This is a genomic window from Dehalobacter sp. CP (genome assembly GCF_047652685.1).
Taxonomy (GTDB): domain Bacteria; phylum Bacillota; class Desulfitobacteriia; order Desulfitobacteriales; family Syntrophobotulaceae; genus Dehalobacter.
In genome coordinates this window covers 485,074-508,287 of sequence record NZ_CP157399.1, presented here as the reverse complement: position 1 = coordinate 508,287, position 23,214 = coordinate 485,074, and the positions used below count along the sequence as shown (strand labels likewise).

Genomic DNA, 23,214 nt, shown 5'->3' with positions numbered 1-23,214 from the left:
CCGACAGGAAAAATTCCCTTAAAATTGAACTTACAATAAACTGCAAGGGAGTACTGTTCGCGATGGATATCAAAGATTGGCAAAAAGAAGTCGATAATTGGATTTCCCAATTTGAAGAAGGTTACTGGCAGCCCTCTTCGATGATGCTCCGGCTGATCGAAGAAGTTGGCGAGCTGGCCAGAGAGGTTAATCATCGTTACGGAGAAAAACCCAAGAAACCGTCCGAGCAGGAGGGTGATCTTGCGTTGGAAATGGCCGACATTCTGTTCATCATCATATGTATGGCCAATTCGCTTCAGATAGACCTTGAAAAATCCTTTGAAGGAATGATGGAAAAATACCGTCTCCGGGATAGCAACCGCTGGACCAGAAAACAGCCGGAATGACTAGCCGGGCGCATTTACAACAAGTACCATTTTATACCTTTTTCTGTAATTAGTAAAATATTTTTTATTCACCATACCCAGTACTTGGCAAAATCTATTGACCATCAATATTTTATTATGCTAAAGTAGGCTGAGATACATATTTAATTAGACTTGGCGCAAACTTATCTAATGCCCCTGGACGCAGGGGTATTTTTCTATCTAAGTTAGAGATTCTATCAATTGTCAAAAAATTTCATTTAAAGACAGCTAATAAAATTTGCTAAATTGGTTAAAGCTAAAGATAGAATTTTAATTTAGGAGGGAATGACGATGCGGGAAGGCTTGATACCCAGCGCATTAGGAACTGCAGTCACAGCAGCCGGTGTTGCCTTAAGGGTCAAAGATATGAAAAAAAACGGTATGAACAAAAGGGAAGTATATCCTTTAATCAGTGCAGGAATCATCGGGTTTGGTCTAGCCCATATGATATTGGGCGGGATTGACTTATATGAACACCGCTTTTAATTTAAGGAGGTCTTAAGCCGTGGACAGTGTCATGCATATGGATTTTGCCCAACTTGATCAGACTCAGCTGAATCAGGTCAAACAAACTGAATCAACCCTGAATTCTCAATACAAAGCAAACAATGAAGAACTGGTCTTATTGGCTTTTAAAAAAAGCAAGTAAGAACCAGCTGCCCGGCAAAAGATTCGCCCAAAGAAAAAACCAGATAATACATGCTGTCTGGTATTTCTTTGGGCTTATTTTCTCTTCATTTTAATTATTATTTTTGAATTTTTTTATTATTTCATTATGATTCGGCTGTCAGATAGGCTATCGCAGCTTCGCAGATTTCCTTGCAATAAATGAGTCCTTTTCCGCGGTTTAACTCCGAAATGATTTCCTGCTTCGGCTGGGCTGCCCTGTATGCTCTATCACTTGCCATCGCATCGATTGTATCCGCAACTCTGATAATTTTGGCTTCAAATCGTATTTCCTGCCCCTTTAAACCGCGGGGATACCCCGAGCCATCCATATTTTCATGGTGCTCAAGAATGATTTCAGCGATCGGCCATGGGAAATTGACCCTAGATATTGCCGCACAACCAATTTCGGGATGCATCCGGATCACCGCAAATTCTGAATCAGTTAATTTTCCGGGTTTCAGGAGAATGTCTGAGGGGATGCTTATTTTCCCAATATCGTGAAGTCGTGAAGCAATACTAATTGGCTTTAATTGTTCCTCCTTGACAATACCTAAATTCCTCGCTATTTGGAGGGCCAGACGCTGTGTCCTTATCTGATGGTTCAAATCGCAGGGATCATTCATTCCAATCCCCCCCTTCATCAGTATATGGACAAGCATCAAATAAGGGAACAAATTGCCGCCAGCGAATGTGGAATTATAATCGATAGACTTGCGTTTTTCGATTATAATGGAATCAGGATAGGATAGCACAGAGAAAGAGAGGTCGTTCAATGAAACGCTTCAGAAAAAGGCTTTTAAAAGCACTGTCCTATCCGGATGTAAATATTAAGAAGACCTATAAGATCTACCGGAAAGTCCAGAAGGTTGTACATCCATATTTTAAGCCGCTGTACAATTTATTGGACCATAAGATCATTGTTGCTTCAAGAGAAATCCCGGTGCGGATTTTTCGTCCTGAAAACCAAGAAATCCCCAGAGTTCTAATCTTCTTTCACGGCGGAGGATGGGTTACTGGAGATATTGATTCCTACACCAATGTCTGTGCCAAAATGGCGGATCAGACCAATCATACGGTTATTTCCGTAGATTATCTTTTAGCGCCGGAAAACCCCTTCCCAGCCGGCATTGAGGAATGTTATCATGTTGCCAGGGAGTTATCCTTACGCCATGATCTACTGCAATGCAGTCCCAAGGATATTACCTTGATTGGGGACAGTGCGGGCGGCAATCTGGCAGCAGCCGTGTCTTTAATGGCCAGAGACAGGGGTGAATTTCTGCCCCCCCGTCAAATACTCATCTATCCCGCAACCTATATTGATCATAGCCCAAGCTCTCCATTTCCGTCTATACGGGAGAATGGTACAGATTATATATTAACTGCCAAACGCATTCAGGATTATATGGATCTATATGTTCAAAGAGAAGAAGACCGCAACAACCCTTACGCGGCACCACTCTTAGCCAAAGATTTATCGAATCAGCCCCAGACACTGATTATCACGGCTGAATTTGACCCACTCCGCGATGAGGGGGAGGCTTATGGAATACGTCTGAGGGAATCCGGCAACGATGTCAGGATATACCGAATGAAAGACGCGGTTCATGGTTTCTTCTCGCTAGCATGGAACACGGAGCACCTCATCACATGCTATAAGGTGATTAATTCTTTTTTAGATGACAGTACATTGTCAACCTAAAAATTATAATATGATGACGAGCAGATTCTCAATATTCTAATTTTAGGATTAACATAGTACGATATCAGAAAGGTGATCGAATGAGACAGCGAAAGAGCGTTGAGTGGACTAGACTGGATAATGCCTCTAAGATCTTTCCGGCAACATGCAGCAATAAAGACACGAAAGTATTCCGGCTGGCCTGTGAACTCTATAACGCTGTAGATCCTGAAATGTTGCAGGAAGCCCTGAATATTACGATGGATTATTTTCCGTTTTACAAATCCGTCTTAAGGAAAGGCGTATTCTGGTATTATTTTCAGACCAGCGACCTGCATCCGGTAGTTGAAAGGGAGTCTGATCCGGTCTGTGCTCCGATCTATCTTGATGACAGAAAGAATTTGCTTTTCCGGGTGTCCTATTACCACAACAGAATCAATCTGGAAATTTTTCATGCTTTATCTGACGGTACTGGGGCGCTCTGGTTCATGAGAACCCTGGTCTATCAGTATATCCGGCTGCGGCATAAGGAAGCCTCTGCGGACCAAATCCCTGAATTCAAGCCAAACGCCTCGATCAGCGAAAAAATGGATGACAGTTTCGGCAGGTATTTTGAAGGCCGGGATCTAGATATTCTGAAGCTGATGGATAACCCGAACAAAGCAAAAACGGCCCGGACTTATCGCATCCGTGGAACCAGGCTGGATGAAAACAAAGTGAAAGTAATCGAAGGTTCGATGTCTGCCAAGGCAGCTTTGGGATTAGCACATGAATATAATGCTACTTTGACTGTTTTTATTGCCGCCTTGTTTATTTATGCCCTACATAAAGAAAGACCTGTACGCACGAAGAATGATCCCGTCGTTTTGTCCGTCCCGATTAATTTGCGGAATTTTTTCCAATCTGAAACAACCAGAAATTTTTTTAGCACGATGAATATTGGTTATGCCTTTGGTCAAGAAAGCTTCGATTTTCAAGACGTGATTCGAGGCGTAAGCGAGGACTTTCGAAAAGAGCTTACTGCAGAAAGCTTAAATCAACACTTAAATCAATTAATGTCAATTGAAAAGAATCTTCTTACCCGGATTATTCCTTTACCTTTCAAGGATTATTCGCTGCGCCTGGCCAGTAAAATTGCTGACAGGGGGATCACTGCGGCAATAACGAATATTGGTCAAATCTTGCTTCCAGAGGAATTCAAACGCTATATTCGGCAGTTTAGCCTCTGCAGCAGCGCTAGGATGCCTCATATCAGCATATGCTCCTACAATGACAGGCTGTCTGTGAGTTTTAGTTCACCCTTCCGGGAAACTGAAATCCAACGAACTTTTTTTGAGTTCCTTTCGGAAAAAGGCATCGACATTGAAATTACAAGCAATCTTTAATTGAGTAAACAGAGAGGATCATCTTTATGCAATATTGCAGCCACTGCCAGGTCCGCGTACGCGGTAATAAAAAGGATTGTCCCCTATGCGGAAATATTCTGCCGGGAGACGATGGTGCCTGCGGTCAGCAGGAAATCTATCCGGTGGTTCCTCCGTTCTATGAACGGCACCTAGCCCTGCGGATTATGATTTTTGCCTCTGTCGTTGCTCTGGTCGTCAGTTTTGTGGTCTATGCGTTATTTCCCTCGAGTATAAACTGGCCTGTTTTTGCTTTATTCGGTCTCATCAGCATGTGGCTGAGTTTGATTATCGTCATTAAGAAAAGACATCATATTACCAAGAATATCATGTGGCAGGTAACCATTTTATCTTTTCTTAGTGTTGTCTGGGACTGGGGAACCGGCTGGCGGGGCTGGTCCCTAGACTTTGTTGTTCCTATTTTGTTTGTTTCCGCTATGTTCGTGCTGTATGTAACAGCGAAAATTATGAAGCTCAGGGCCAGGGATTACATTACTTATTTTCTGTTAGATGGTCTTCTCGGCATCATTCCGGTAATATTCCTCTTGTTTGACTGGATTCATGTGCTATACCCTTCTGTAATCTCTGTTGCCGTCAGCATCATATTCCTGTCTGCGATCCTGATCTTTCAAGGGGAAAATATCAAGGCAGAACTAGCCAAACGCATGCATATTTAACAAGGTTGTCGCCGGTAGCCCCCGGGTTGGATATAAGTTGTCCGCATTCCAATTCATGTTAAATGTTTGCTTATTTAATCGGCTCAACTTCTTCCAAAGCCAGACTTGCGGAGGGAAAGGGCCTTAATGCCCTTGGGAGAATGCCCATTACGTATGCAATCAATATTCCGTAATTCGTGATTGATGTGCCACATTCCCGCGCTTTTTGCACGCGGTACTGCATTTCCCTGCGGTTCAACATACAGCCGCCGCAGTGGATGATCACGGCATATCCGGAGATATCCTTTGGAAAACAGGCGCCGCTTGCCCATTCAAATTCAATTCCTCCGCCCGCGATCTGGTGTATCCAGCGCGGGATTTTTACTTTACCGATGTCGTCCGACTGACGGTGATGGGTACAACCCTCGACAATGAGAACCTTGTCCCCAGGGGCCAGCTTTTCAATGCGCCTGACACCCCGCACCATTTCCGCGAGGTCCGCCTTTTGCCGTGCGAACAGAATTGAAAACGATGTCATGGGAATCCCGGGAGGGGTGTCCGCGGACACTTTAAGAAAGGCCTGTGAATCCGTAATCACGATGGCGGGGGGCGTCTTTAAACGTTCGAGCGTCAGCTTGAGCTCGTGCTCTTTTGTTACGATCACCATCGCATCGCTTTCGATGATATCGCGGATCATCTGCTGCTGAGGAAGTATCAGCCTACCTTTGGGAGCCGACTTGTCGATGGGTGTCACTAGTACGGCAATGTCGCCCGCGTGGATCAAATCGCTGACCAACGCCGGTTCCGCATCCTCAAGTCCAGAATTTGCAACGATTTGCTTTTTTATTTCATCAATCCCAAATCCGTTTATTGTGCTTGCGCATATCAGCGGGATCCCGGCAAGCTCTTTCAGCTTCTCAAGCTCGCCTGCGTCAGGCACTCCTTTGTTGCATTTATTCAGTACGCAAACGGCCAGAATCTTTCGTCGTTTGAGTTGTTCTATAAATTCTACCTCAAACTCCGAGATGCCTAACTGTACATCAGCGACAACAATTGCGAGGTTACATTTCCGCAAAACTTCATAGGTTTTCTCAACACGTAGCGCTCCAAGTCCGTCCACGTCATCGAGTCCTGCGGTATCAATCAATACGACCGGCCCGATCGGCAAAAGCTCCATAGCCTTATAAACGGGATCCGTCGTCGTCCCCGGCACATCGGAAGTAATCGCAATGTCCTGCCCGGTGATAGCGTTGATAAGAGAGGATTTCCCGGCATTCCTCTTTCCGAAAAGCCCTATAGCAAACCGGCTTGCCATAGGTGTTGCGTTCATATTTTCCATTGCCCTTTCTCCTTTTCCATTGCGGCTCCGGGTGACGTAAGCCGTTCTGGTTTTAAAATTTCATTCAGCATCTGTTTGTCCATCAGGTGTTGTTCCAGCACGATTTCCCCTACCGATTTGCCTGTTTTTCGACACAGGGCAGCAACTTCGGACGCTTTGTCATACCCGATGTATCCGCTCAAAGCCGTTACCAGGGTAAAGCTATCGTTCAGTTTTTGCAGGCAGCTTTCCCTGTTAGCCTGAATTCCTCTGATGCAACGGCCGATGAAGAGGGGAAGAACAGACCCAAGCAGATCAAGCATGTCAAATAGGTTTTTTGCAATCAGGGGCAAAAAGGCGTTCAATTCAAGCTGCCCCGCCTGTGCCGCCAGAGTTACCGCCATATCGTCCGCCATGATTTGAAAAGCTGCCTGATTTACGGCTTCACACATCACTGGATTGACTTTGCCCGGCATGATCGAGGAGCCGGCCTGTATGGCGGGTAAAACAATTTCGCCGATTCCCGCGCACGGACCCGAGGACAAAAGCCGTAAGTCATTCGCAATTTTTGTAAGGCTGACCGCCGCCGCTTTCAAAAGGCCGGAAACCTCGACAAATACGTCACAGTTTTGCGTAGGGTCCATCATGTATTCAGCCCGTGCCAAGCCGATTCCCGTGAGCTCCCGCAGACGTTCGATCATTGCGAAAATATAAGCTTTGGAGGCGTTTATTCCGGTTCCCACGGCAGTTCCTCCGATATTGACCTGCCGGAGCCGTTCCTCCGCCTTATAAAGCCGCCAGCGATCGCGTGAAACGGCCTGTGCCCACGCTCCGAATTCCTGACCGAGCGTGACGGGAACTGCGTCCCGAAGCTGCGTTCGGCCTACCTTTAAGATATCGGAGAATTCCTCTTCCTTATCCTGAAGCGCGGTTTGCAGCGCGGCAAACTGCTCCGTAACAGGCATAAGCAGGCGAATAGCAGCGATGCGCACTGCGGTTGGAAACACGTCGTTTGTCGATTGATGAAAGTTTACATGATCCAGTGGATGAACAAGGGTATAGTCGCCCTTGCGTCCGCCAAGCAGTTCGATGGCACGGTTCGCGATCACTTCGTTTGCATTCATATTTGCGGAGGTGCCCGCTCCGCCCTGCATGCAGTCAACAACAAAATGATCCATCAGTGCACCCGAAAGGATTTCGTCACATGCCGCTATGATCGCGCCCGCAATATTTCCGTCCAAAGCGCCGATGTCGCGGTTTGTAATTGCCGCGGCCTTTTTGACGCATACCAGTGCGTCAACCAGCGCGGCGTGAATCGGCACGCCCGTAATTTTGAAGTTCTGCATCGCGCGCGCCGTGTGAATTCCATAATACGCGCCGTCACTGATTTGCATCTCACCCAGCATGTCTTGTTCTATCCGCATGATGAATCCTTCCCTAAAAAGTCTATATAGTCCCCGCGTGAAAAATCAGGTATATAACCGACCGACGTAATACGCCGTGCAAGACAGGAAAGGCATTCGGCCGCCTCTTCGTCGGTACAGATTTTATTATCATATAAAGCATAATCCCTGCGGTACTTAACCGGGGAAAGATTGGGCATGACGACATTGGCACCGGCCTTTAGTCCTTTTTCACGCCCCAGGGGGTCGATGGTGCCGAGCGCTGTAGTAGCAGGCAGAAGGGTTTTCGGCAGCATGATCCGGATAAGGGACAGCAGGGCCAATGTCCGACTGGAGGACGGCGTGCAATAACCCCGGAACCTTGTATCCTTTTGCGGAATAAACGGACCGATGCCGATCATTTGGGGTTTCAGTTCTCTCAGAAACAGAAAATCCTCCGCCAGTGTATCGAAGGTCTGGAAAGGAGAATCCACCATAAAGCCGGCTCCGACCTGATAGCCGATTTCCTTTAGATGATATAGGCACTGTTTGCGATTTTTTAAGCTGAGTTCCGACGGATGTAGTTTGACGTAATGGGCCTCATCGGCCGTTTCGTGACGCAGAAGGTACCGGTCAGCCCCGGCATCGAATAGGTATTTATAGGAAGCGAAACTTCGCTCTCCCATTGAAAGGGTCACCGCACAATCCGGAAAAAACTCCTTGATCCCTGATATGGTGTGACACAGCCGCGCGTCTGTAAAATACTTATCTTCGCCGCTTTGCAGCACAAAGGTGCGAAAACCCAGATCATAGCCCGTCCGGCAGCAATCAAAAATTTCCTCCGGCGTCAAACGGTACCTTTTGGCACTTCGGTTGCTTCTGCAAAGTCCGCAGTAGAAACAATCGTTCCTGCAAAAGCTGGAAAACTCAATCAGCCCCCTAAAGTAAACCTTTTTGCCATAATATTTTTCCCGCAGCTCATTTGCATAAGAGGACATCACCGACCATTCTTCTGCCGTTGCTTCCTCAAAAAAATACCGGATAATATCGGAAAGTTCCTTTTTTACTGCTGAATTCATCCATTTTGAGAACCCTTCCGGGTCTTTTAGACTTAAATCCATAGACTTCTCCTACAGGCGTAAATCACGTTCGCCTTTTTCCAGCCGCTTTAAATTCTCAAGTATCGTGTCGTAGGCTGGATCACCTTTAAACCGCTCGACATGCTGTTTGAGAACTTTTTCGCCTTTGGCCCTTGTTTCATCCGACGCATAGTCGAGCAGGTATTCCTTCAGCGTGAAAATGGCGTTCGGTATGCAGTAGTTATGTACGAACCTGGATTTTGCGACCTTCATAAAATGTTCTCCCGTACGGCCTGCACGGTAGCATGCCGTGCAAAAAGAGGGGATAAACTGCATATCGCATATTTCGCCGATAACATCATCCAGTGCACGCGAATCGCCGATGGAGAACTGCTCTTTGTCGGGAAGCTGGTTTGCATCCTTGGACTGTGCATAAGCGCCGACGCCAATGCGCGTTCCAGCATCGATCTGTGAAACCCCAAACGAGATTACCTCCCTGCGCACTTTTTCCGGTTCACGTGCAGTACAAATCATGCCAGTATATGGGACGGACAGGCGCAAGACGGCAACAAGTTTTTTGAAGTCGCTGTCGCTGACCGCATACTCAGGGTGATCGGAAAACGGCGTACCGGTTGCCGAAGTAATTCTGGGGAATGAGATTGTGTGCGGTCCCACACCGTTGAAAGTTTCCTCCAGATGAATGGTATGGTATAAAAGGGCCATGACCTCAAAACGCCAGTCGTACAGGCCAAACAAAACGCCGAGTCCAATATCGTCGATGCCGGCCTTCTGTGCCCTGTCCATACAGTAAAGTCTCCAGCGGTAATGCCCCTTGATGGTCCCGGCCGGATGTATTTTATGATAAGTTTCATGGTGGTAGGTTTCCTGAAAGACCTGGAACGTGCCGATACCGACTTCCTGAAGTTTTTTCAGCTCTTCGACGGTGAGCGGCGCGCAGTTAATGTTTGCGCGGCGGATTTCACCGTGCTGTGCTTTTACGCTGTAGACTTTTTTGATCGTATCGCACATGAAATCCACTTCGGTTGCGGGAGATTCGCCATAAACGAGTACAGTACGTTTCTGGCCTTCTTCTATCATGATCCGCACTTCCTGCTCGATTTCATCCATACTGAGCGTTTTGCGGTGCATCGCCGTGTTGCTTGAGCGGAAACCACAGTATTTGCAGTTGTTCGCGCATTCATCGCTGATATAAAGCGGCGCGAAAAACACGATACGGTCTCCGTAAACCTCTTCTTTCAGCTGATGGGCAAGTTCATACATCTCCTGTATCGTATCCTCATCCTTGTTTTGGATAAGAATCGCTGTTTCCTCCGGCTCGAGCCGTACACACTGCTCCGCTTTTTTTAGCACGCGACGCACGTCTTCTCTAGACGGGTTGTGCCATTTGTTCAGCTGTTCCCATATCTTGTCGTCGTTAATAAAATCATGGTCAAGCTTGTCGTACTCCTCGAATTCCTTTTGATATTTATCAAAAAAATTCATATTTTGCGTCCCTTCAAATTACTTATTGCTTTTTGTAATCATGGATTTAACGGACGCGCCGGAGACTCTGCCCAGTTTGCCGGTCAGCGCGCTGATTTCATCATTACTGCCGTCGACAATCAGCGAGATAACTGATACGCCCCGTTCTCCGTAGGGAATTCCCATCCGTCCGACGACCAGTCCGGCATATTCATGCAGAATCGCATTGATATGCTCCACACAAGAGAGATCTTCAACCACAATGCCGATAATACCAATTCTTTTGTTCATAGGTTTGGCCTCCTTTAAAAATCAAAAACTCCCTTTCCGCAAGCCACGGAAAGGGAGCAAAACGGCAAAAAAAGAAAACACACATGCCGGATGAGCGCCTTTCCACTCGGATATACCTTGCGGTCGGGTAAAAAACGAGCCTTGTATCTCCAGACAAACGAGTTGTGAGCAGATACATTGCAATTTAATTAAACTAAAATCTATCATGTATTCTTTATGTTGTCAAGACAGTTCTAGGTATGGTTCTATGCATTATCATGGATTATCATGCATTATTCCATCTTTTTTGCATTGGCTATAGCAAACCAAAATGTCACCATTGATATTATGCCTATCCAGATGAAGGATTACCACTTTCACAGGAAACTCTGTCTATAAATATATTAGTAAAGGGCTGCAAAATGATAATCAGAAAAAATGGATTTACAAAAGACGATCTATGTCTTATGTTGAGCGAAACTACTACAAAAATTGTACAGAATATTGAAGATCGATGCGGGAAACTAAAGTCCTTCGATCTGAACTTCAATTTTGAGAAATCACAATACCAGCTCACTGATCGGGACATAGGAGCATTCCGAAGCAGGAGCCAAAAGGATGACATTTAGAATAAATTCAAATATTAAAAAAGCAACCAGATGCGTTCCACTTGTTGCTTATTTTAGCAATTAGTAAAATAGGGGCTGCTCAAAACTATCAAAACCTGCATGAACCTTGGTAATCAATGGTATTTTGCGCTAAAATAGTACATGCATAAGCTTTTATTAAAAAATCTTGCGTTTTGGTGCATGTTTTCATGCACAAGTAAAAAAGGTTAACTTCAAAGGTCGATTTGTAAAACTGAGTAAAAAACTATTAATAAATTGTAAATTTTCCTGGCACACAATACGCATACAAACACAAAAATAACCTCCAAGGAAAAACCCTAGAGGTCTTAATACTTGTGGAGCCGATGGTCGGAATCGAACCGACGACCTGCTCATTACGAGTGAGCTGCTCTACCCCTGAGCCACATCGGCATGTTTGGTAACCCATAAGCTTTAACAGTATAACATAAGAAAAATAATTTGTTAAGGGTAAAATAATCAAAAATGTGGGAAAATGAGAAAATTTATAAGGAATGTTTAATGCTCCGGCTGCAAATAATAAAATTTAACATATTCAGGCTGCTTACATGTTGAAGATGTACTTCACAGGAGATAAACTTACAAAAAAGGATGTGGTCTTTTTGCTATTAGATCTGCGAATATTGGTAATTGCACTTACTCCGGTCATTGCTCTAGCCCTGGCAGTCTATTATACCGACCGTTTCGATAAAGAGCCTTTGTATCTTCTTATAAAAGTTTTTATCCTGGGAGCGCTGGCAGTCATCCCGATCGTGCTGTTTGAAAAATTTCTGACATCCGTGAACATCTTTACCGGGGTAGCGGCAGCTTTTTTCAATGCCTTTGTCGTTGCGGGACTGACCGAAGAATTTTTCAAAAGGGCAGTCGTCCTGCGGACAGTCTATCGGAATCCGGCGTTTGATGAAAAACTAGACGGAATTGTCTATGCCGTATTTGCCGCGCTTGGCTTCGCAACAGTCGAGAACATCATGTATGTCCTTGTAAACTTTTCAGCCAACCCGTATGTAGGCCTTTCCAGAGGAATATTCTCAGTGCCGACCCACGTGCTGCTTGGTGTGACGATGGGATACTACCTTTCCCTGGCAAAGTTCTCCAATCATCCTCATCTTGAAAGAGCTTACCTCAGAAAATCCTTATATGTTCCTATCCTGCTTCACGGTTTTTTTGACTTTATTCTGATGTCGGAAATTCCGATTCTGCTTACGCTGTTTTTACCGTATATCATTTACCTGTGGACGGTTAATCTTAGGAAACTTAACAGGTATTACAAAGAATCGAGGGAAAAATACCAAAAAATTCCCGCCCGACAACCTGCTGAATAAAAGACTGTACACCTATGTTCTGTCACCATTGTAAATGCAGACTAAAACCCGACAGGAAAAAGGAACCGAGATACTCGGTTCCTTTTTCCTGTCGGACTTATTAAGTAATTTTGCCGACTCGTTAAGGATTATGCTGGATCCGTCCTTCTCTCTCATATTCGCGATTCGGTACGAATAAGAGTGTGATGCAATACAGGCCGCTGAGTCCGACCAGCGCATAGACGATTCTCGGAGGGAGCGGACTGATCCCCCCGAGGAGGGCATTGACAAGATCAAATTGGAAAAAGCCAATCATTCCCCAGTTAATGGCCCCGATGATAATAATTGCAAGGGCAATCTTCTGCCAGATATTCATGTACAACCTCCTTAAAAAGTTAATTATTAATAGGATGTCGTTAAAATGTAAAATTTATACATCAAAACATTAATTTACGATTTAGAAACAATCATTTATAATAATTTAGGACTTGTGTTTTTGTTTTAATAAAAGGAACAAGGGTCAAAAAATGTACCAAAAAGGAGTATTTATGAACGAACGTCATGACCACACCCACGATGACAGCAAAACGGTTAAGCGCACCCTTTTGTTTATGGCAACCGCAGGTTCTTTTCTGACTCCATTTATGATTTCATCGATCAATATCGCGCTGCCTGCAATTCAAAAGGAATTTGCAGCAGATGCTGTCGTTTTAAGCTGGATTGCGACATCTTTCCTGTTGTCTTCGGCTGTGTTTCTTCTTCCTATCGGCAAATTCGCCGACATCCTTGGCCGGACCAGGCTTTATAAATGGGGGATAATTTCATTTACTGCATTTACGTTAATCTCAGGTTTTGTCCCAAATATTGAACTATTAATCGTGATGAGAGTCCTGCAGGGAATTAGTGCATCGATGATCGCAACTGCGGGAATGGCGCTGATCACCTCGGTCTTTCCACCACAGGAACGCGGCAAAGCCCTGGGCTTTAATGTTTCAGCCATATATGTAGGACTTGCTGTCGGGCCTTTTCTAGGCGGATTCTTAACCGAGTATTGGGGCTGGAGAAGCATTTTTTTGGTATTGGTTCCTTTGGGGGTCCTGATCACGGTTTTAACGATTACATATGTCAAGAGCGATTGGGCCGATGCCAAAAATGATAAACTGGATATTCCAGGCAGTATGATCTTCGCCGTTACCCTGATTGCGCTTATCTATGGTTCGAGCATTTTACCCGATATTCTCGGGATTATCCTGATCCTCTTCAGCATTGTTTGTTTTGTTTTCTTTGTGAAACGCCAGCTCAAGGTCCCGAATCCCGTGTTAGAAATCAGGCTTTTTCAGGATAACCGGGTTTTTGCTTTTTCCAACGTCGCAGCATTGATCAATTATGCTGGATCGTACTCCGCAACTTTTCTTCTGAGTCTATATCTGCAGTACGTCCAGGGTATGTCTTCAGAACATGCTGGAATCATCCTGATCATCCAACCTATTATCCAGTCTTTAATTTCCCCTTTGGCCGGACGTATTTCCGATAAAAAAGAACCTGCCAATATTGCCTCTTTGGGCATGGCTGGAACCGCCGCAGGCTTGTTTCTTCTTTCCTTTATCGGCCCGCATACTTCTCTGTTCCTGATCATCGCTGCTTTGACGGTGCTGGGTATTGGATTTGCCTTATTCTCTTCTCCGAATACCAATGCAGTCATGAGTTCCGTAGATAAGCATTATTACGGGATTGCCTCCGCCTCAGTATCTGTGATGAGGGTTCTCGGTCAGATGCTGAGTATGGCTACAGCTACGCTGCTGATTTCCATATTTGTCGGCAAAAACCAGATTACCCCTGAAAACTATCCGCAATTTATACAGAGTATTCGCCTTGCTTTTCTGATCTCAGCCTGCCTTTGTGCTGTTGGTATTTTCTTCTCTTTCTCCCGCGGTAAAATCCACGTCCATAATAATCAGGCATAAAGTTTGTGCTCCTTGTTATCCATGACACTGCGGCATTAGGCCGTACATGGTGATCATGAAGATACCCGGTAGCTTAACTGACCGGGTATCTGTTTCCGCTACAGGGCGGATAGCCTTCGAAAAAGGTTATTTACCTTACGGTATTTCCCTTTTCCCAATACTATCTTTTGCAGCTTCAGACAATAATATTCGCAGGTTGATTTTGATTTGTTGATTCTCGATTGTTTTATTTAAATCAAAATATTAATTTTTTCCAGTTATAAATCAAACCACAATTTCGTCGGTATTATGGTTTAAGATGGATAATCTGGTTATATTATTTATTGATTTTTGTGTATTTTATGATTATTATTATATTGTCTTCGTTTTACTCATTTAGTCTCATTTTTTGACCTTCAATTTATAAGAAGGTCTTTTTTTGGTTTAAATTTGGTTCAATTATAAATATTTTATCTTAATAATCACGAAGAACAGAGCGTAGGATTTTCCCAGATCTGGTCATTGGTAGTTTTTCACGAATTAAAACCCGGATGGGCATTTTAAATGAAAAACTGTTTCTGATGTACTGTTCTACCGCCGAGCAGTATTGTTCTCTTTCTTCCTTCGCCGAAAAAGAATCTTCGAGCGCAAGATATACTTTGAGGATCACGCTTTCACCATCCTGGCTGTTAACGATGACACCTGCTTCGAACACTTTGGGATAATTATAAAGAGCAGACTCTACTTGGTAATAACTTACAAATTTATCATTAACGATAAGACCGTCAAGCTCCCGGCCATTTAAGATTTCAAAGTCAGGTAGTGCTGCATATCCGGACATTGCGTTTTTCCTCCCTTCTTGTGACAAAACATTGCAGTTATAGACTAAGCTGTAAAATGCGTATAAATCTTATATTTTAGTCGTATTTGTATTATAATATTAAATGCGGCTTTTCCCTACCGATTTGAGGTTAATGGCATTGTTGGAAGGCTGAACAGCTCTAATTCTCATGTTAACTGTTTTCAGGAAGAATATCTTTGATTTACGTATTGACAGATACCTTTTTCAAGATATTTGGGTATAATGTAATAGGAATAGAATACCGGAAGGAAAGATGCACATTGCAATTACATATTCATTTTGTTGGCATAAAAGGAACCGGGATGAGCGCCCTTGCCCAGATTACACCGTTGATAGAAGATGCCGTGATTACCGGATCCGATGTGCCGCAAAGATTTTTTACAGACGTTGTATTAGAGAAGGCAGGCATTGAGGTCCTGAACTTTGACCCAGAGAATGTTGTCGGCGCTGATTTGGTTGTCACCTCTGCCGCTTACTGCGACAGTCACCCTGAGATTAGCCGGGCCAAAGAGCTTAACATACCGGTACTGACTTACCCTCAATTTCTGAGCAAACTGATGTCCAAGAAAAAAGGAGTCTGTGTAACTGGGACTCACGGCAAGACTACGACAACTGCCATGGCTGGAAAAATCCTGCTTGATGCAGGTTTGGACCCTACGATTGTCGTAGGCAGCGACGTGCCCTGTATTGGCGGCAACGCCCATGCCGGTCAGGGAGAACTTTTTTTAGCCGAATCCTGCGAATACCGGAGGCACTTCTTAAATTACTCTCCCGAGCACCTGATTATTACCAATATGGAACTGGATCATCCCGATTATTTTAAGGATTTGGATGATGTGGTCTGCGCTTTTTCCGAACTCGCCTGCAAGCTGCCTGCTGAGGGCAATCTGATTATCTGGCATGACGATCCGAATATAGATAGGATTAAGACCAGAGCAACGGTTACAACTTTTGGTTTCTCGGCCGATGCTGATGTCAGCGCTGCAAACGTTGTTTTCGATAATGACGGAAGCTGTTTCGATGTGATGATGAATAAAAAAAATATAGGTAAGCTGCATTTGACTGTTTCAGGAAAACATAACATTCTGGATGCCCTAGCTGCCATAGCCCTGACTTCTCAGCTCGGAATATCGTTGGATACCGTGCTTCAGGCGCTGAGCGGCTTTAATGGTACCAAAAGAAGATTCGAACGTCTTGGCACAAAACACGGGGCAGTTATTGTTGACGATTATGCCCATCACCCGACAGAAATCCAAACGACCCTGGACGGAGCAAGGCTTTCCTATCCCGACAGAAGAATCCGGGCAGTATTTCAGCCTCATACCTTCAGCCGGACTGAAAAACTTTTTTATGAGTTTTCTCAGGCCTTTCAGGATGCCGATGAGGTTTTGCTGGCAGAAATTTTTTCCTCGGCGCGCGAAAAAAAAGCTGGAGTCAACCCGATCTCTTCAGCAAAACTTGCCGACTTGATGAAAGAAAAAGGAATTACCACCCGTTATTTTCCAACGCTTGACGAAATCAGTTCTTATCTTGACCAAACCCTGGAAGAAGGCGATCTCGTTATTACGCTCGGAGCCGGTGATATTTACAAAGTAGGGCAAAACTTGGTCTCTTGAGCGCTGTTTCCTGACCGCTGAGTAACTTCAATGATTCATACAGGAGAAACGATGAAAAATAAGTTGATTTTTTCTTTGCTTGTCATTCTATTTGGGATTTTTTTCATAAGCGGTTGTATTCAAATGAGCATTCCTGATGCTTCCCCTGATTCTCAGGGTTCGCAAACATCCGCAGAAAACGTTCCGATTGATACCTTTATGCTAAGAATCGGCGCTGCGAGTAAGGAGGCGATAAATTATCACGATGTTGCCAGCATCGCTGTTTTAGTGAATAAACAAAATCAGCTTCCCTCCGATTATGTTCCACCGGATCTGGTTGAAGTCAACATTTCTTTTACTTTTGAGGAAAAAGCTGAGAAAAGAATGCTGCGTCAGGAAGCTGCTGCGAAGCTCGAGGAATTATTTTCTGCTGCGAAAGAAAATGGTGTAATTCTTTATGGTGTATCAGGCTACCGCTCCTATCAAACGCAGCAAGATTTATTTGCGAGTTTTACCCGGCGGTACGGAACCGAGGAAAAAGCCAACCAAATCAGTGCGAGACCCGGTGAAAGTGAACACCAAACCGGCCTGGCAATGGATGTATCCTGCCAGAGCGTTAACTTCGGTCTGGAAGAGACATTTGGAGATACGGACGAATATGTCTGGCTGAAAGATAACGCTCATCGTTTCGGTTTTATCATCCGCTACCCGAAGGGCAAAGAATACCTGACGGAATATACCTACGAACCTTGGCATCTTCGCTATATCGGACAAGACCTGGCCACGAAACTCTATGAACAGCATCTCACTTACGAGGAATACCTGTTCTTCAAGATTTGATCTTATTATTCGTAAACTTGCATAGATATGGCACGCGCGTTAAGTAAAAAAATATTCTTCACCGGCTAATACCGTTCCTGCTGAATTGCTCAATATGACATACAACATCATTCCAGTCATAACAGCGGATGACACCTTCCGGAAGATTTCCGCGGTTATAAGGCGCATCCATCAGTAGCACCGGAATGCCCATGGAAACGATCTCCACTGAATTGGAAATAAAGTCATCGACGAACACATCAATACCGTGTTCCTTGACCGCAATGGTCTTGCTGAGCCCCCCTGTGAATATCTTTTCACCCGGGGGGATTTGTTTTTCTTCAAGCCATTTTTTTGTGATTAGTTCCTCAGCCCCCGGCTTTCTGGCTGTCACATAAATGATTTCATGCCCTGCTTCTGTTAAGGAAACGATGCTCTCGACTGACCCTTTGACCGGCTCCGGTGTTGAGAAGAGAACTTCCATATTTTTGTCAAAAAAGGTGTCAAGTTCATTCCAGTCAACGTTGTAGATTTTCGACATATCATCATTGTCAATTTCCATAATATTTTTGCCGTATTGCCTGTTGAGTTCTTCTGTGAACACAGGAAAACTGTCCGCGACGACGCCGTCTATATCTAATCCGATCCGTAGTTTCATCTAATCCAACCTCTCCGGTTTTTCTAATTCGATGGTTGGGGGCAATTGCCGTTTATGCTCACTCATTTTATGCAGTCTTTCAATTTTGGCGACAACATCGTCAGGAATCTTTTCTCCCAAAAGATATTTATCGATAAGATCATAGGAAAAACCCATCTCTCCCTCATCGGTCTGTCCCTGCCAAAGACCAGCAGTCGGTGTTCTGGAAGCTATTTTTTCCGGCAGGCCCAGTGCCCTTGCCCAGGCTCTTACTTCCGTCTTGGTAAGTGAGCCGATCGGCAGGAGGTCCACGCCGCCATCCCCATATTTCGTAAAATATCCGGTATAGCTCTCAGGGGCATTGTCTGTCCCGACAACCAGATACTCCCTGATATTGGCTACCGTATACAGCGTAGACATACGGAGCCGTGCTTTAAGGTTCCCTTGTCCTGCTTGCTGAATATTCAGAGGCGTCTGATTAGCTTTTAAAGCGGTCTTCATCTGGTCATAAATGGCTGCATGCGCTTCCCCGAGATCAATCTCGATCACTTCCATCCCAAGGGTCTCTGCAATCAAATAGGCATCCTCGCGATCCGCAGGATTTGATTGGCATGGCATGATCACACCAAGGCAGTAATCAGGAAATGCTTTTTTGCATAAAGCTGCCACCACCGCAGAATCTACACCGCCGGAAATTCCGCAGACCAAACCTTTGGTATTTGCCTCAGTATTTTTCTCGCGCAGCCATTCCACAACCTGCTTTTGGCGTTCCAGTATTTCTTCAGTACTCCACACCGGTACGGCCTCCTTTTTTATTTCACAATAGTTTAATGATCATTCAAATATTTATCAAAAGTTTAGACATAAAATTTAAATTTTATATTTTTTTAAAACCCATTCTTTTAACTTAATCCACAATATCCACATTTTTATCCACAAAATTTTAAGATGACCGTTGGATTCTGTCAGCATTCTTTGCTATGTACCGTCATTTCAGCATCGCCGGCTATTTGTTATTTTCACAATTTTTACATTCTAATTACATATTCTTAACATATTCTTAAAATTTCTTGATTAATACTCTGAAGGCAGCAAAATGTACCATTATTCGTGCTAAATTTACACTTGATTGTTTTCTTAATTGTTTTTTACCACCTGAGTTGATCCAGAGTTTCTTTACTAAACTGTATCGCTGTCTGAACAGCCTCCGGTGCAGGACCTCCGGTAACGCTCCTCTTCTGAACGCAGGTTTGAAGAGAAATAGCCTCATAAAGATCTTCCTCGAAGAATTCGGATACTGTTTTCAGTTCTTCCAGCGTCAGATCCTCCAACGAACAGCCCCTGTGGGAACATTCCAGTACCAGCCTGCCCACAATCGCATGGGCTTCGCGGAAAGGAACATTCTTCTTAGCCAGATAATCAGCCAGGTCTGTGGCATTGGTAAAGCCCTTCTTAGCTTCCCTTGCCATAATATCGGCATTCACTTTCATGGTAGCCAGCATCGGCCGGATAACCAGCAGCGATTTTTGGATGGTGTCCACAGCATCAAACACACATTCCTTGTCTTCCTGCATATCTTTGTTATAAGCCAGAGGAAGTCCTTTCATAACGGTGAGCAGTGTTATGAGATCCCCATACACCCTGCCGGTTTTCCCTCTGACGAGTTCTGCGACATCAGGATTTTTCTTCTGCGGCATAATACTCGATCCGGTGGCATAGGCATCATCAATCGAAACGAAACAGAATTCGCCGCTCGACCAGATGATCAGTTCTTCACACAGCCTGCTCAGATGCATCATCATGATAGATGCCGCTGCCAGGAATTCCAAAGCAAAATCTCTATCGCTGACGCCGTCTAAACTGTTGAGCGTGACGCCGTCAAAATTCAGTTCAGCAGCTACTTCTTCCCGACGCAAAGCAAAGGTCGTACCCGCCAGCGCACCCGATCCGAGCGGGGAGAGGTTCAGTCTCTTGCGAGTATCTCCGAGCCGTCCCAGATCGCGCAAAAACATTTGGACATAGGCCATAAGATGATGGCTCAGGGTGATCGGCTGGGCCTTTTGCAGATGGGTATATCCGGGCATCCAAGTCTTAAGATGTTCGGAACACAAGTCAAGCAAGGTTTCCAGCAGCGCAGTGAGGAGATCTTTGGTGTTGTCGATTTCTTCTCTTAAGAACAGCCGAAAATCCAGCGCAACCTGATCATTCCGGCTGCGGCCGGTATGGAGCTTTTTACCGGCATCACCGATTCTCTCCGTAAGTAGTTTCTCAACGTTCATATGGATGTCTTCGGCTCCGACTTCAAATTCAACCCTTCCCGCCTGAATATCCGCCAGAATACATTCCAGTCCCCCTATTATTTTCTCCGTTTCTTCGGCTGACAGGATACCTATTTTGCCGAGCATTCCGGCATGAGCGATGCTGCCCATAATATCAAATTTATAGAGGCGCCGGTCGAATGAGATCGATGAGTGGAAATCTTCGACCAGGGAATCGGTGTCTTTCTCAAAACGTCCTCCCCAAAGTTTCATTGGTTTAACTCCTTCCGAATCAAAATTAAGTATAGTATAACGCAACAATATGACAGAACACAAGAATGCGCAATGTGCTTAGACAATTGACATCCTTGTGTTCTATGCCCGCAAATCTATGCTCGCGCACCGTTGCGCATCATGATTAACGTAAGCCTGATTTTCTCTCCATTAAAGCGCGGACTTTAAGAGGCAGTCCAAACAGATTAATAAAGCCTTCTGCGTCTTTCTGGTTGTAGACTGCATCTTCGCCAAACGTTGCGAATTCTTCATTATACAGTGAATAAGGGGATTTTATCCCTACCGGTGTACAGTTTCCTTTATACAGTCTCATCCTGACGGTTCCGGTAACATTTTTCTGTGTAACTTTTACAAACGCATCAAGTGCTTCTCTCAGCGGTGAATACCAGACACCATCGTAGACCATCTCCGCATATTTCAGCGCAATTTGTTCCTTATAATGCAGGGTCTGACGGTCAAGGGTTAACAGTTCCAGCGCCTGATGCGCGGCATAGAGAATTGTCCCGCCGGGAGTCTCATATACCCCGCGCGACTTCATCCCGACAAGCCTGTTTTCGACCATGTCGACAATCCCGATTCCATTCTTGCCGCCCAGGGCATTCAATTTCTCGATCAGCTGAATCGGTGCAAGTTTCTCCCCATCTACAGCTACCGGTATGCCCTTCTCAAAATCGATCAGCACATACGCGGCCTGGTCCGGTGCCTGCATCGGGGAAACCCCAAGTAGATAAATATCATCCTTCGGTTCATTCCAGGGATCTTCGAGGTCACCGCCTTCATGGCTTAAATGCCACAGGTTACGGTCCATGCTGTACGGTCTGTCCTTGGTAACCGGGACAGGGATTCCGCGTTCTTTGGCATAATCAATCGCATCATCCCGCGATTTGATGTCCCACTCTCTCCACGGAGCAATAATTTTCAGATCAGGATTCAGTGCTTTGACAGCCAGTTCAAAGCGGACCTGATCGTTGCCTTTCCCTGTCGCGCCATGCGCAACAGCAACTGCGCCTTCTTTTTCGGCAATCTCCACAAGCCTTCTGGCAATAAGCGGACGCGCAAAGGATGTTCCCAGAAGATATTTGCCTTCATACACGGCTCCAGCCTGAAGTGTCGGATAAATGAAATCCGTAATGAATTCTTCTCTCAAATCTTCAATATACAATTTGGTGGCTCCGGTTTTAGCAGCCTTCTCATGAAGAGGTTCCAGTTCCTCTCCCTGTCCCAAATCTGCCGCCATCGCGACAACCTCATAGCCATAGTTTTCTTTCAGCCATGGAATAATGATGGACGTATCCAGTCCGCCTGAATAGGCAAGTACTACTTTAGCCATACGCTGTCTCCTTTATTTTATAATTATTACATGACCAGCGCCATAATCGCTTTATGGGCATGAAGCCGGTTTTCAGCCTCCTGGAATACCACGGATTGAGGACCTTCGATCACTTTGTCGGTGATCTCTTCTCCGCGGTGGGCAGGCAGACAGTGCATGACGATCGCTTCAGGATGAGCTGCCCCAAGCACCTCGTCATTGATCTGGTACGGTGCAAAAATTTTCTTCCTGATTTCGCTTTCTTCTTCTTGTCCCATACTGGCCCAGACATCGGTATAGAGAATATCCGCTCCCCTGGCAGCCGCCACAGGATCTTCGACGACCTGCACCGTACTTCCGCTGAGAGATGCATTCTTCCAAGCCAGATCCATAATTTCCGGAACCGGCTGGTATCCCTGAGGTGAAGCAATCACAATGTTCATGCCCATCTTGCTGCCGCCAAGCAGCAGGGAATTTGCCACATTATTGCTGTCCCCGATATAGGTCAATTTCAGCCCCTGAATCTTGCCTTTTGTTTCTTTAATAGTCAAAAGGTCGGCCAGAATTTGTGTCGGATGCAGAAAATCGCTCAAGCCATTGATGACCGGCACAGAGGAATGCTCGGCAAGATCAAGAACCTCCTGATGGCTGAACGTTCTGATCATAATACCGTCGACCATCCTGGACAAGACCCTTGCTGTATCCTGGATCGGTTCACCGCGTCCCAGCTGGATATCGCGGGCGCTCAAAAACATTCCGGAGCCGCCGAGCTGATAAATACCAGCCTCAAATGCCACCCTGGTTCTCGTCGAAGATTTTGTAAAGATCATCGCCAAAACCTTTCCCTGCAGGACAGGGTGGGGAATTCCGGTATTTCTCTCAGCCTTCAATTCCATAGCGACGTCAACCATATATGAGATTTCTTCTGCTGTGAAAGCATTCAGTGTAATAAAATCTCTGCCTTTAAACCTGTCTTTGTTTAATTGAACCATCATTATTCTCCTTCATCTTAATAATACGCAGTACTGTATTATTATACTTCATCATGCATAATTATTCAATAGCCCTGATGAAAAAGAAGCTATCCCCAGACGAGTAATCCTTACCCTCCTGAGGATCAAAAAAGATGACTGAATCTACACATCTATTTTCCTGATTGTTTAAAGCATTTATAACATCAGCTAGGACTTATCCGATATAAGATG

The 23,214-nt window shown here is 45.0% G+C and carries 23 protein-coding genes and 1 tRNA gene; 10 read left to right on the top strand and 14 right to left on the bottom strand.

From position 1 onward, the window contains the following. Nucleotides 1–62: 62 nt before the first annotated feature. From AAH944_RS02630 to AAH944_RS02620, 3 genes are all read left to right on the top strand, one after another. Complete coding sequence (locus tag AAH944_RS02630; protein WP_415536231.1) at nucleotides 63–386, top strand: nucleotide pyrophosphohydrolase; 324 nt, start codon at nucleotides 63–65, stop codon at nucleotides 384–386. A 312-nt stretch (nucleotides 387–698) separates the two neighbouring features. Then, nucleotides 699–893, top strand: a complete 195-nt coding sequence (locus tag AAH944_RS02625) for a hypothetical protein (protein ID WP_019226797.1) — start codon at nucleotides 699–701, stop codon at nucleotides 891–893. 19 nt (nucleotides 894–912) lie between these two features. Continuing rightward, nucleotides 913–1,056 (top strand): hypothetical protein, encoded by a 144-nt coding sequence (locus AAH944_RS02620; RefSeq protein WP_015043827.1) that lies wholly within the window; start codon nucleotides 913–915, stop codon nucleotides 1,054–1,056. A 124-nt stretch (nucleotides 1,057–1,180) separates the two neighbouring features. Here AAH944_RS02620 and AAH944_RS02615 read toward each other — a convergent pair whose 3' ends face one another. Continuing rightward, nucleotides 1,181–1,699, bottom strand: a complete 519-nt coding sequence (locus tag AAH944_RS02615; protein WP_015043828.1) for an HD-GYP domain-containing protein — start codon at nucleotides 1,697–1,699, stop codon at nucleotides 1,181–1,183. Nucleotides 1,700–1,848: 149 nt separating this feature from the next. Here AAH944_RS02615 and AAH944_RS02610 point away from each other — a divergent pair, with 149 nt between their 5' ends. The 3 genes from AAH944_RS02610 to AAH944_RS02600 all read left to right on the top strand — a co-directional run bounded on the left by AAH944_RS02610 (nucleotide 1,849) and on the right by AAH944_RS02600 (nucleotide 4,834). Further along, nucleotides 1,849–2,775, top strand: a complete 927-nt coding sequence (locus AAH944_RS02610) for an alpha/beta hydrolase (protein ID WP_415536228.1) — start codon at nucleotides 1,849–1,851, stop codon at nucleotides 2,773–2,775. An 80-nt stretch (nucleotides 2,776–2,855) separates the two neighbouring features. Next, entirely contained in the window at nucleotides 2,856–4,139 is a 1,284-nt protein-coding gene (locus tag AAH944_RS02605; RefSeq protein WP_415536226.1) for a hypothetical protein, read from the top strand. A 26-nt stretch (nucleotides 4,140–4,165) separates the two neighbouring features. Then, nucleotides 4,166–4,834 (top strand): DUF6320 domain-containing protein, encoded by a 669-nt coding sequence (locus AAH944_RS02600; RefSeq protein ID WP_415536224.1) that lies wholly within the window; start codon nucleotides 4,166–4,168, stop codon nucleotides 4,832–4,834. A 70-nt stretch (nucleotides 4,835–4,904) separates the two neighbouring features. Here the strand turns inward: AAH944_RS02600 and hydF are convergent, their stop codons facing one another. The 6 genes from hydF to AAH944_RS02570 all read right to left on the bottom strand — a co-directional run bounded on the left by hydF (nucleotide 4,905) and on the right by AAH944_RS02570 (nucleotide 11,384). After that, nucleotides 4,905–6,152, bottom strand: coding sequence for a [FeFe] hydrogenase H-cluster maturation GTPase HydF (gene hydF, locus AAH944_RS02595; RefSeq protein ID WP_415536222.1), 1,248 nt, complete (start codon nucleotides 6,150–6,152; stop codon nucleotides 4,905–4,907). Further along, nucleotides 6,140–7,555 carry an aspartate ammonia-lyase gene (locus tag AAH944_RS02590; protein ID WP_415536220.1) on the bottom strand — a complete coding sequence of 472 codons (1,416 nt, stop codon included), beginning with the start codon at nucleotides 7,553–7,555 and terminating at the stop codon, nucleotides 6,140–6,142. The genes hydF and AAH944_RS02590 overlap by 13 nt, the downstream gene beginning before the upstream one ends. Next, nucleotides 7,546–8,634 carry a [FeFe] hydrogenase H-cluster radical SAM maturase HydE gene (gene hydE, locus AAH944_RS02585; protein WP_415536218.1) on the bottom strand — a complete coding sequence of 363 codons (1,089 nt, stop codon included), beginning with the start codon at nucleotides 8,632–8,634 and terminating at the stop codon, nucleotides 7,546–7,548. Before hydE ends, AAH944_RS02590 begins: the two co-directional genes overlap by 10 nt. Nucleotides 8,635–8,643: 9 nt before the next feature. Further along, on the bottom strand, nucleotides 8,644–10,095 hold the full coding sequence (hydG, locus tag AAH944_RS02580) for a [FeFe] hydrogenase H-cluster radical SAM maturase HydG (RefSeq protein WP_415536216.1): 1,452 nt from the start codon (nucleotides 10,093–10,095) through the stop codon (nucleotides 8,644–8,646). 18 nt (nucleotides 10,096–10,113) lie between these two features. Next, nucleotides 10,114–10,365, bottom strand: coding sequence for a TM1266 family iron-only hydrogenase system putative regulator (locus AAH944_RS02575; RefSeq protein WP_020491174.1), 252 nt, complete (start codon nucleotides 10,363–10,365; stop codon nucleotides 10,114–10,116). Between the two features lie 944 nt (nucleotides 10,366–11,309). Next, nucleotides 11,310–11,384: transfer RNA gene (locus tag AAH944_RS02570), tRNA-Thr, on the bottom strand. A 209-nt stretch (nucleotides 11,385–11,593) separates the two neighbouring features. Here AAH944_RS02570 and AAH944_RS02565 point away from each other — a divergent pair. Further along, complete coding sequence (locus AAH944_RS02565; RefSeq protein WP_415536214.1) at nucleotides 11,594–12,313, top strand: PrsW family intramembrane metalloprotease; 720 nt, start codon at nucleotides 11,594–11,596, stop codon at nucleotides 12,311–12,313. A 121-nt stretch (nucleotides 12,314–12,434) separates the two neighbouring features. Here the strand turns inward: AAH944_RS02565 and AAH944_RS02560 are convergent, their stop codons facing one another. After that, complete coding sequence (locus tag AAH944_RS02560) at nucleotides 12,435–12,668, bottom strand: DUF378 domain-containing protein (RefSeq protein ID WP_015043877.1); 234 nt, start codon at nucleotides 12,666–12,668, stop codon at nucleotides 12,435–12,437. 172 nt (nucleotides 12,669–12,840) lie between these two features. Between AAH944_RS02560 and AAH944_RS02555 the strand changes: the two genes are divergently transcribed. After that, nucleotides 12,841–14,256 carry an MFS transporter gene (locus AAH944_RS02555; RefSeq protein ID WP_415536212.1) on the top strand — a complete coding sequence of 472 codons (1,416 nt, stop codon included), beginning with the start codon at nucleotides 12,841–12,843 and terminating at the stop codon, nucleotides 14,254–14,256. Nucleotides 14,257–14,710: 454 nt separating this feature from the next. Here AAH944_RS02555 and AAH944_RS02550 read toward each other — a convergent pair whose 3' ends face one another. After that, nucleotides 14,711–15,076 (bottom strand): AMP-binding enzyme, encoded by a 366-nt coding sequence (locus AAH944_RS02550; protein ID WP_415536210.1) that lies wholly within the window; start codon nucleotides 15,074–15,076, stop codon nucleotides 14,711–14,713. Nucleotides 15,077–15,357: 281 nt separating this feature from the next. Here AAH944_RS02550 and murC point away from each other — a divergent pair, with 281 nt between their 5' ends. Together murC and AAH944_RS02540 are read left to right on the top strand one after the other, a co-directional pair. Further along, the gene (murC, locus tag AAH944_RS02545; RefSeq protein ID WP_415536208.1) at nucleotides 15,358–16,713 is read left to right on the top strand and encodes a UDP-N-acetylmuramate--L-alanine ligase; all 1,356 of its coding nucleotides are present in this window, start codon (nucleotides 15,358–15,360) and stop codon (nucleotides 16,711–16,713) included. Between the two features lie 51 nt (nucleotides 16,714–16,764). Beyond that, nucleotides 16,765–17,532, top strand: coding sequence for a D-alanyl-D-alanine carboxypeptidase family protein (locus tag AAH944_RS02540; RefSeq protein WP_415536206.1), 768 nt, complete (start codon nucleotides 16,765–16,767; stop codon nucleotides 17,530–17,532). Nucleotides 17,533–17,590: 58 nt separating this feature from the next. Here AAH944_RS02540 and AAH944_RS02535 read toward each other — a convergent pair whose 3' ends face one another. The 5 genes from AAH944_RS02535 to argF all read right to left on the bottom strand — a co-directional run bounded on the left by AAH944_RS02535 (nucleotide 17,591) and on the right by argF (nucleotide 23,001). Next, entirely contained in the window at nucleotides 17,591–18,169 is a 579-nt protein-coding gene (locus AAH944_RS02535) for a 5' nucleotidase, NT5C type (RefSeq protein WP_415536204.1), read from the bottom strand. Beyond that, nucleotides 18,170–18,943, bottom strand: coding sequence for an NAD(+) synthase (gene nadE / locus AAH944_RS02530; RefSeq protein WP_415536202.1), 774 nt, complete (start codon nucleotides 18,941–18,943; stop codon nucleotides 18,170–18,172). 353 nt (nucleotides 18,944–19,296) lie between these two features. Continuing rightward, the gene (gene argH / locus AAH944_RS02525) at nucleotides 19,297–20,679 is read right to left on the bottom strand and encodes an argininosuccinate lyase (protein WP_415536200.1); all 1,383 of its coding nucleotides are present in this window, start codon (nucleotides 20,677–20,679) and stop codon (nucleotides 19,297–19,299) included. A gap of 145 nt (nucleotides 20,680–20,824) precedes the next feature. After that, nucleotides 20,825–22,030, bottom strand: coding sequence for an argininosuccinate synthase (locus tag AAH944_RS02520; protein WP_415536198.1), 1,206 nt, complete (start codon nucleotides 22,028–22,030; stop codon nucleotides 20,825–20,827). A gap of 26 nt (nucleotides 22,031–22,056) precedes the next feature. After that, nucleotides 22,057–23,001, bottom strand: a complete 945-nt coding sequence (gene argF / locus AAH944_RS02515) for an ornithine carbamoyltransferase (RefSeq protein ID WP_415536196.1) — start codon at nucleotides 22,999–23,001, stop codon at nucleotides 22,057–22,059. Nucleotides 23,002–23,214: the final 213 nt, after the last annotated feature.

Bases quoted from the DNA above. Each gene is read 5' to 3' on its own strand.
- AAH944_RS02630 (WP_415536231.1), top strand. From the start codon at position 63: ATGGATATCAAAGATTGGCAAAAAGAAGTCGATAATTGGATTTCCCAA.
- AAH944_RS02625 (WP_019226797.1), top strand. From the start codon at position 699: ATGCGGGAAGGCTTGATACCCAGCGCATTAGGAACTGCAGTCACAGCA.
- AAH944_RS02615 (WP_015043828.1), bottom strand. From the start codon at position 1,699: ATGAATGATCCCTGCGATTTGAACCATCAGATAAGGACACAGCGTCTG.
- AAH944_RS02610 (WP_415536228.1), top strand. From the start codon at position 1,849: ATGAAACGCTTCAGAAAAAGGCTTTTAAAAGCACTGTCCTATCCGGAT.
- AAH944_RS02605 (WP_415536226.1), top strand. From the start codon at position 2,856: ATGAGACAGCGAAAGAGCGTTGAGTGGACTAGACTGGATAATGCCTCT.
- AAH944_RS02600 (WP_415536224.1), top strand. From the start codon at position 4,166: ATGCAATATTGCAGCCACTGCCAGGTCCGCGTACGCGGTAATAAAAAG.
- hydF (WP_415536222.1), bottom strand. From the start codon at position 6,152: ATGGAAAATATGAACGCAACACCTATGGCAAGCCGGTTTGCTATAGGG.
- AAH944_RS02590 (WP_415536220.1), bottom strand. From the start codon at position 7,555: ATGCGGATAGAACAAGACATGCTGGGTGAGATGCAAATCAGTGACGGC.
- hydE (WP_415536218.1), bottom strand. From the start codon at position 8,634: ATGGATTTAAGTCTAAAAGACCCGGAAGGGTTCTCAAAATGGATGAAT.
- hydG (WP_415536216.1), bottom strand. From the start codon at position 10,095: ATGAATTTTTTTGATAAATATCAAAAGGAATTCGAGGAGTACGACAAG.
- AAH944_RS02575 (WP_020491174.1), bottom strand. From the start codon at position 10,365: ATGAACAAAAGAATTGGTATTATCGGCATTGTGGTTGAAGATCTCTCT.
- AAH944_RS02560 (WP_015043877.1), bottom strand. From the start codon at position 12,668: ATGAATATCTGGCAGAAGATTGCCCTTGCAATTATTATCATCGGGGCC.
- AAH944_RS02555 (WP_415536212.1), top strand. From the start codon at position 12,841: ATGAACGAACGTCATGACCACACCCACGATGACAGCAAAACGGTTAAG.
- AAH944_RS02550 (WP_415536210.1), bottom strand. From the start codon at position 15,076: ATGTCCGGATATGCAGCACTACCTGACTTTGAAATCTTAAATGGCCGG.
- AAH944_RS02540 (WP_415536206.1), top strand. From the start codon at position 16,765: ATGAAAAATAAGTTGATTTTTTCTTTGCTTGTCATTCTATTTGGGATT.
- AAH944_RS02535 (WP_415536204.1), bottom strand. From the start codon at position 18,169: ATGAAACTACGGATCGGATTAGATATAGACGGCGTCGTCGCGGACAGT.
- argH (WP_415536200.1), bottom strand. From the start codon at position 20,679: ATGAAACTTTGGGGAGGACGTTTTGAGAAAGACACCGATTCCCTGGTC.
- AAH944_RS02520 (WP_415536198.1), bottom strand. From the start codon at position 22,030: ATGGCTAAAGTAGTACTTGCCTATTCAGGCGGACTGGATACGTCCATC.
- argF (WP_415536196.1), bottom strand. From the start codon at position 23,001: ATGGTTCAATTAAACAAAGACAGGTTTAAAGGCAGAGATTTTATTACA.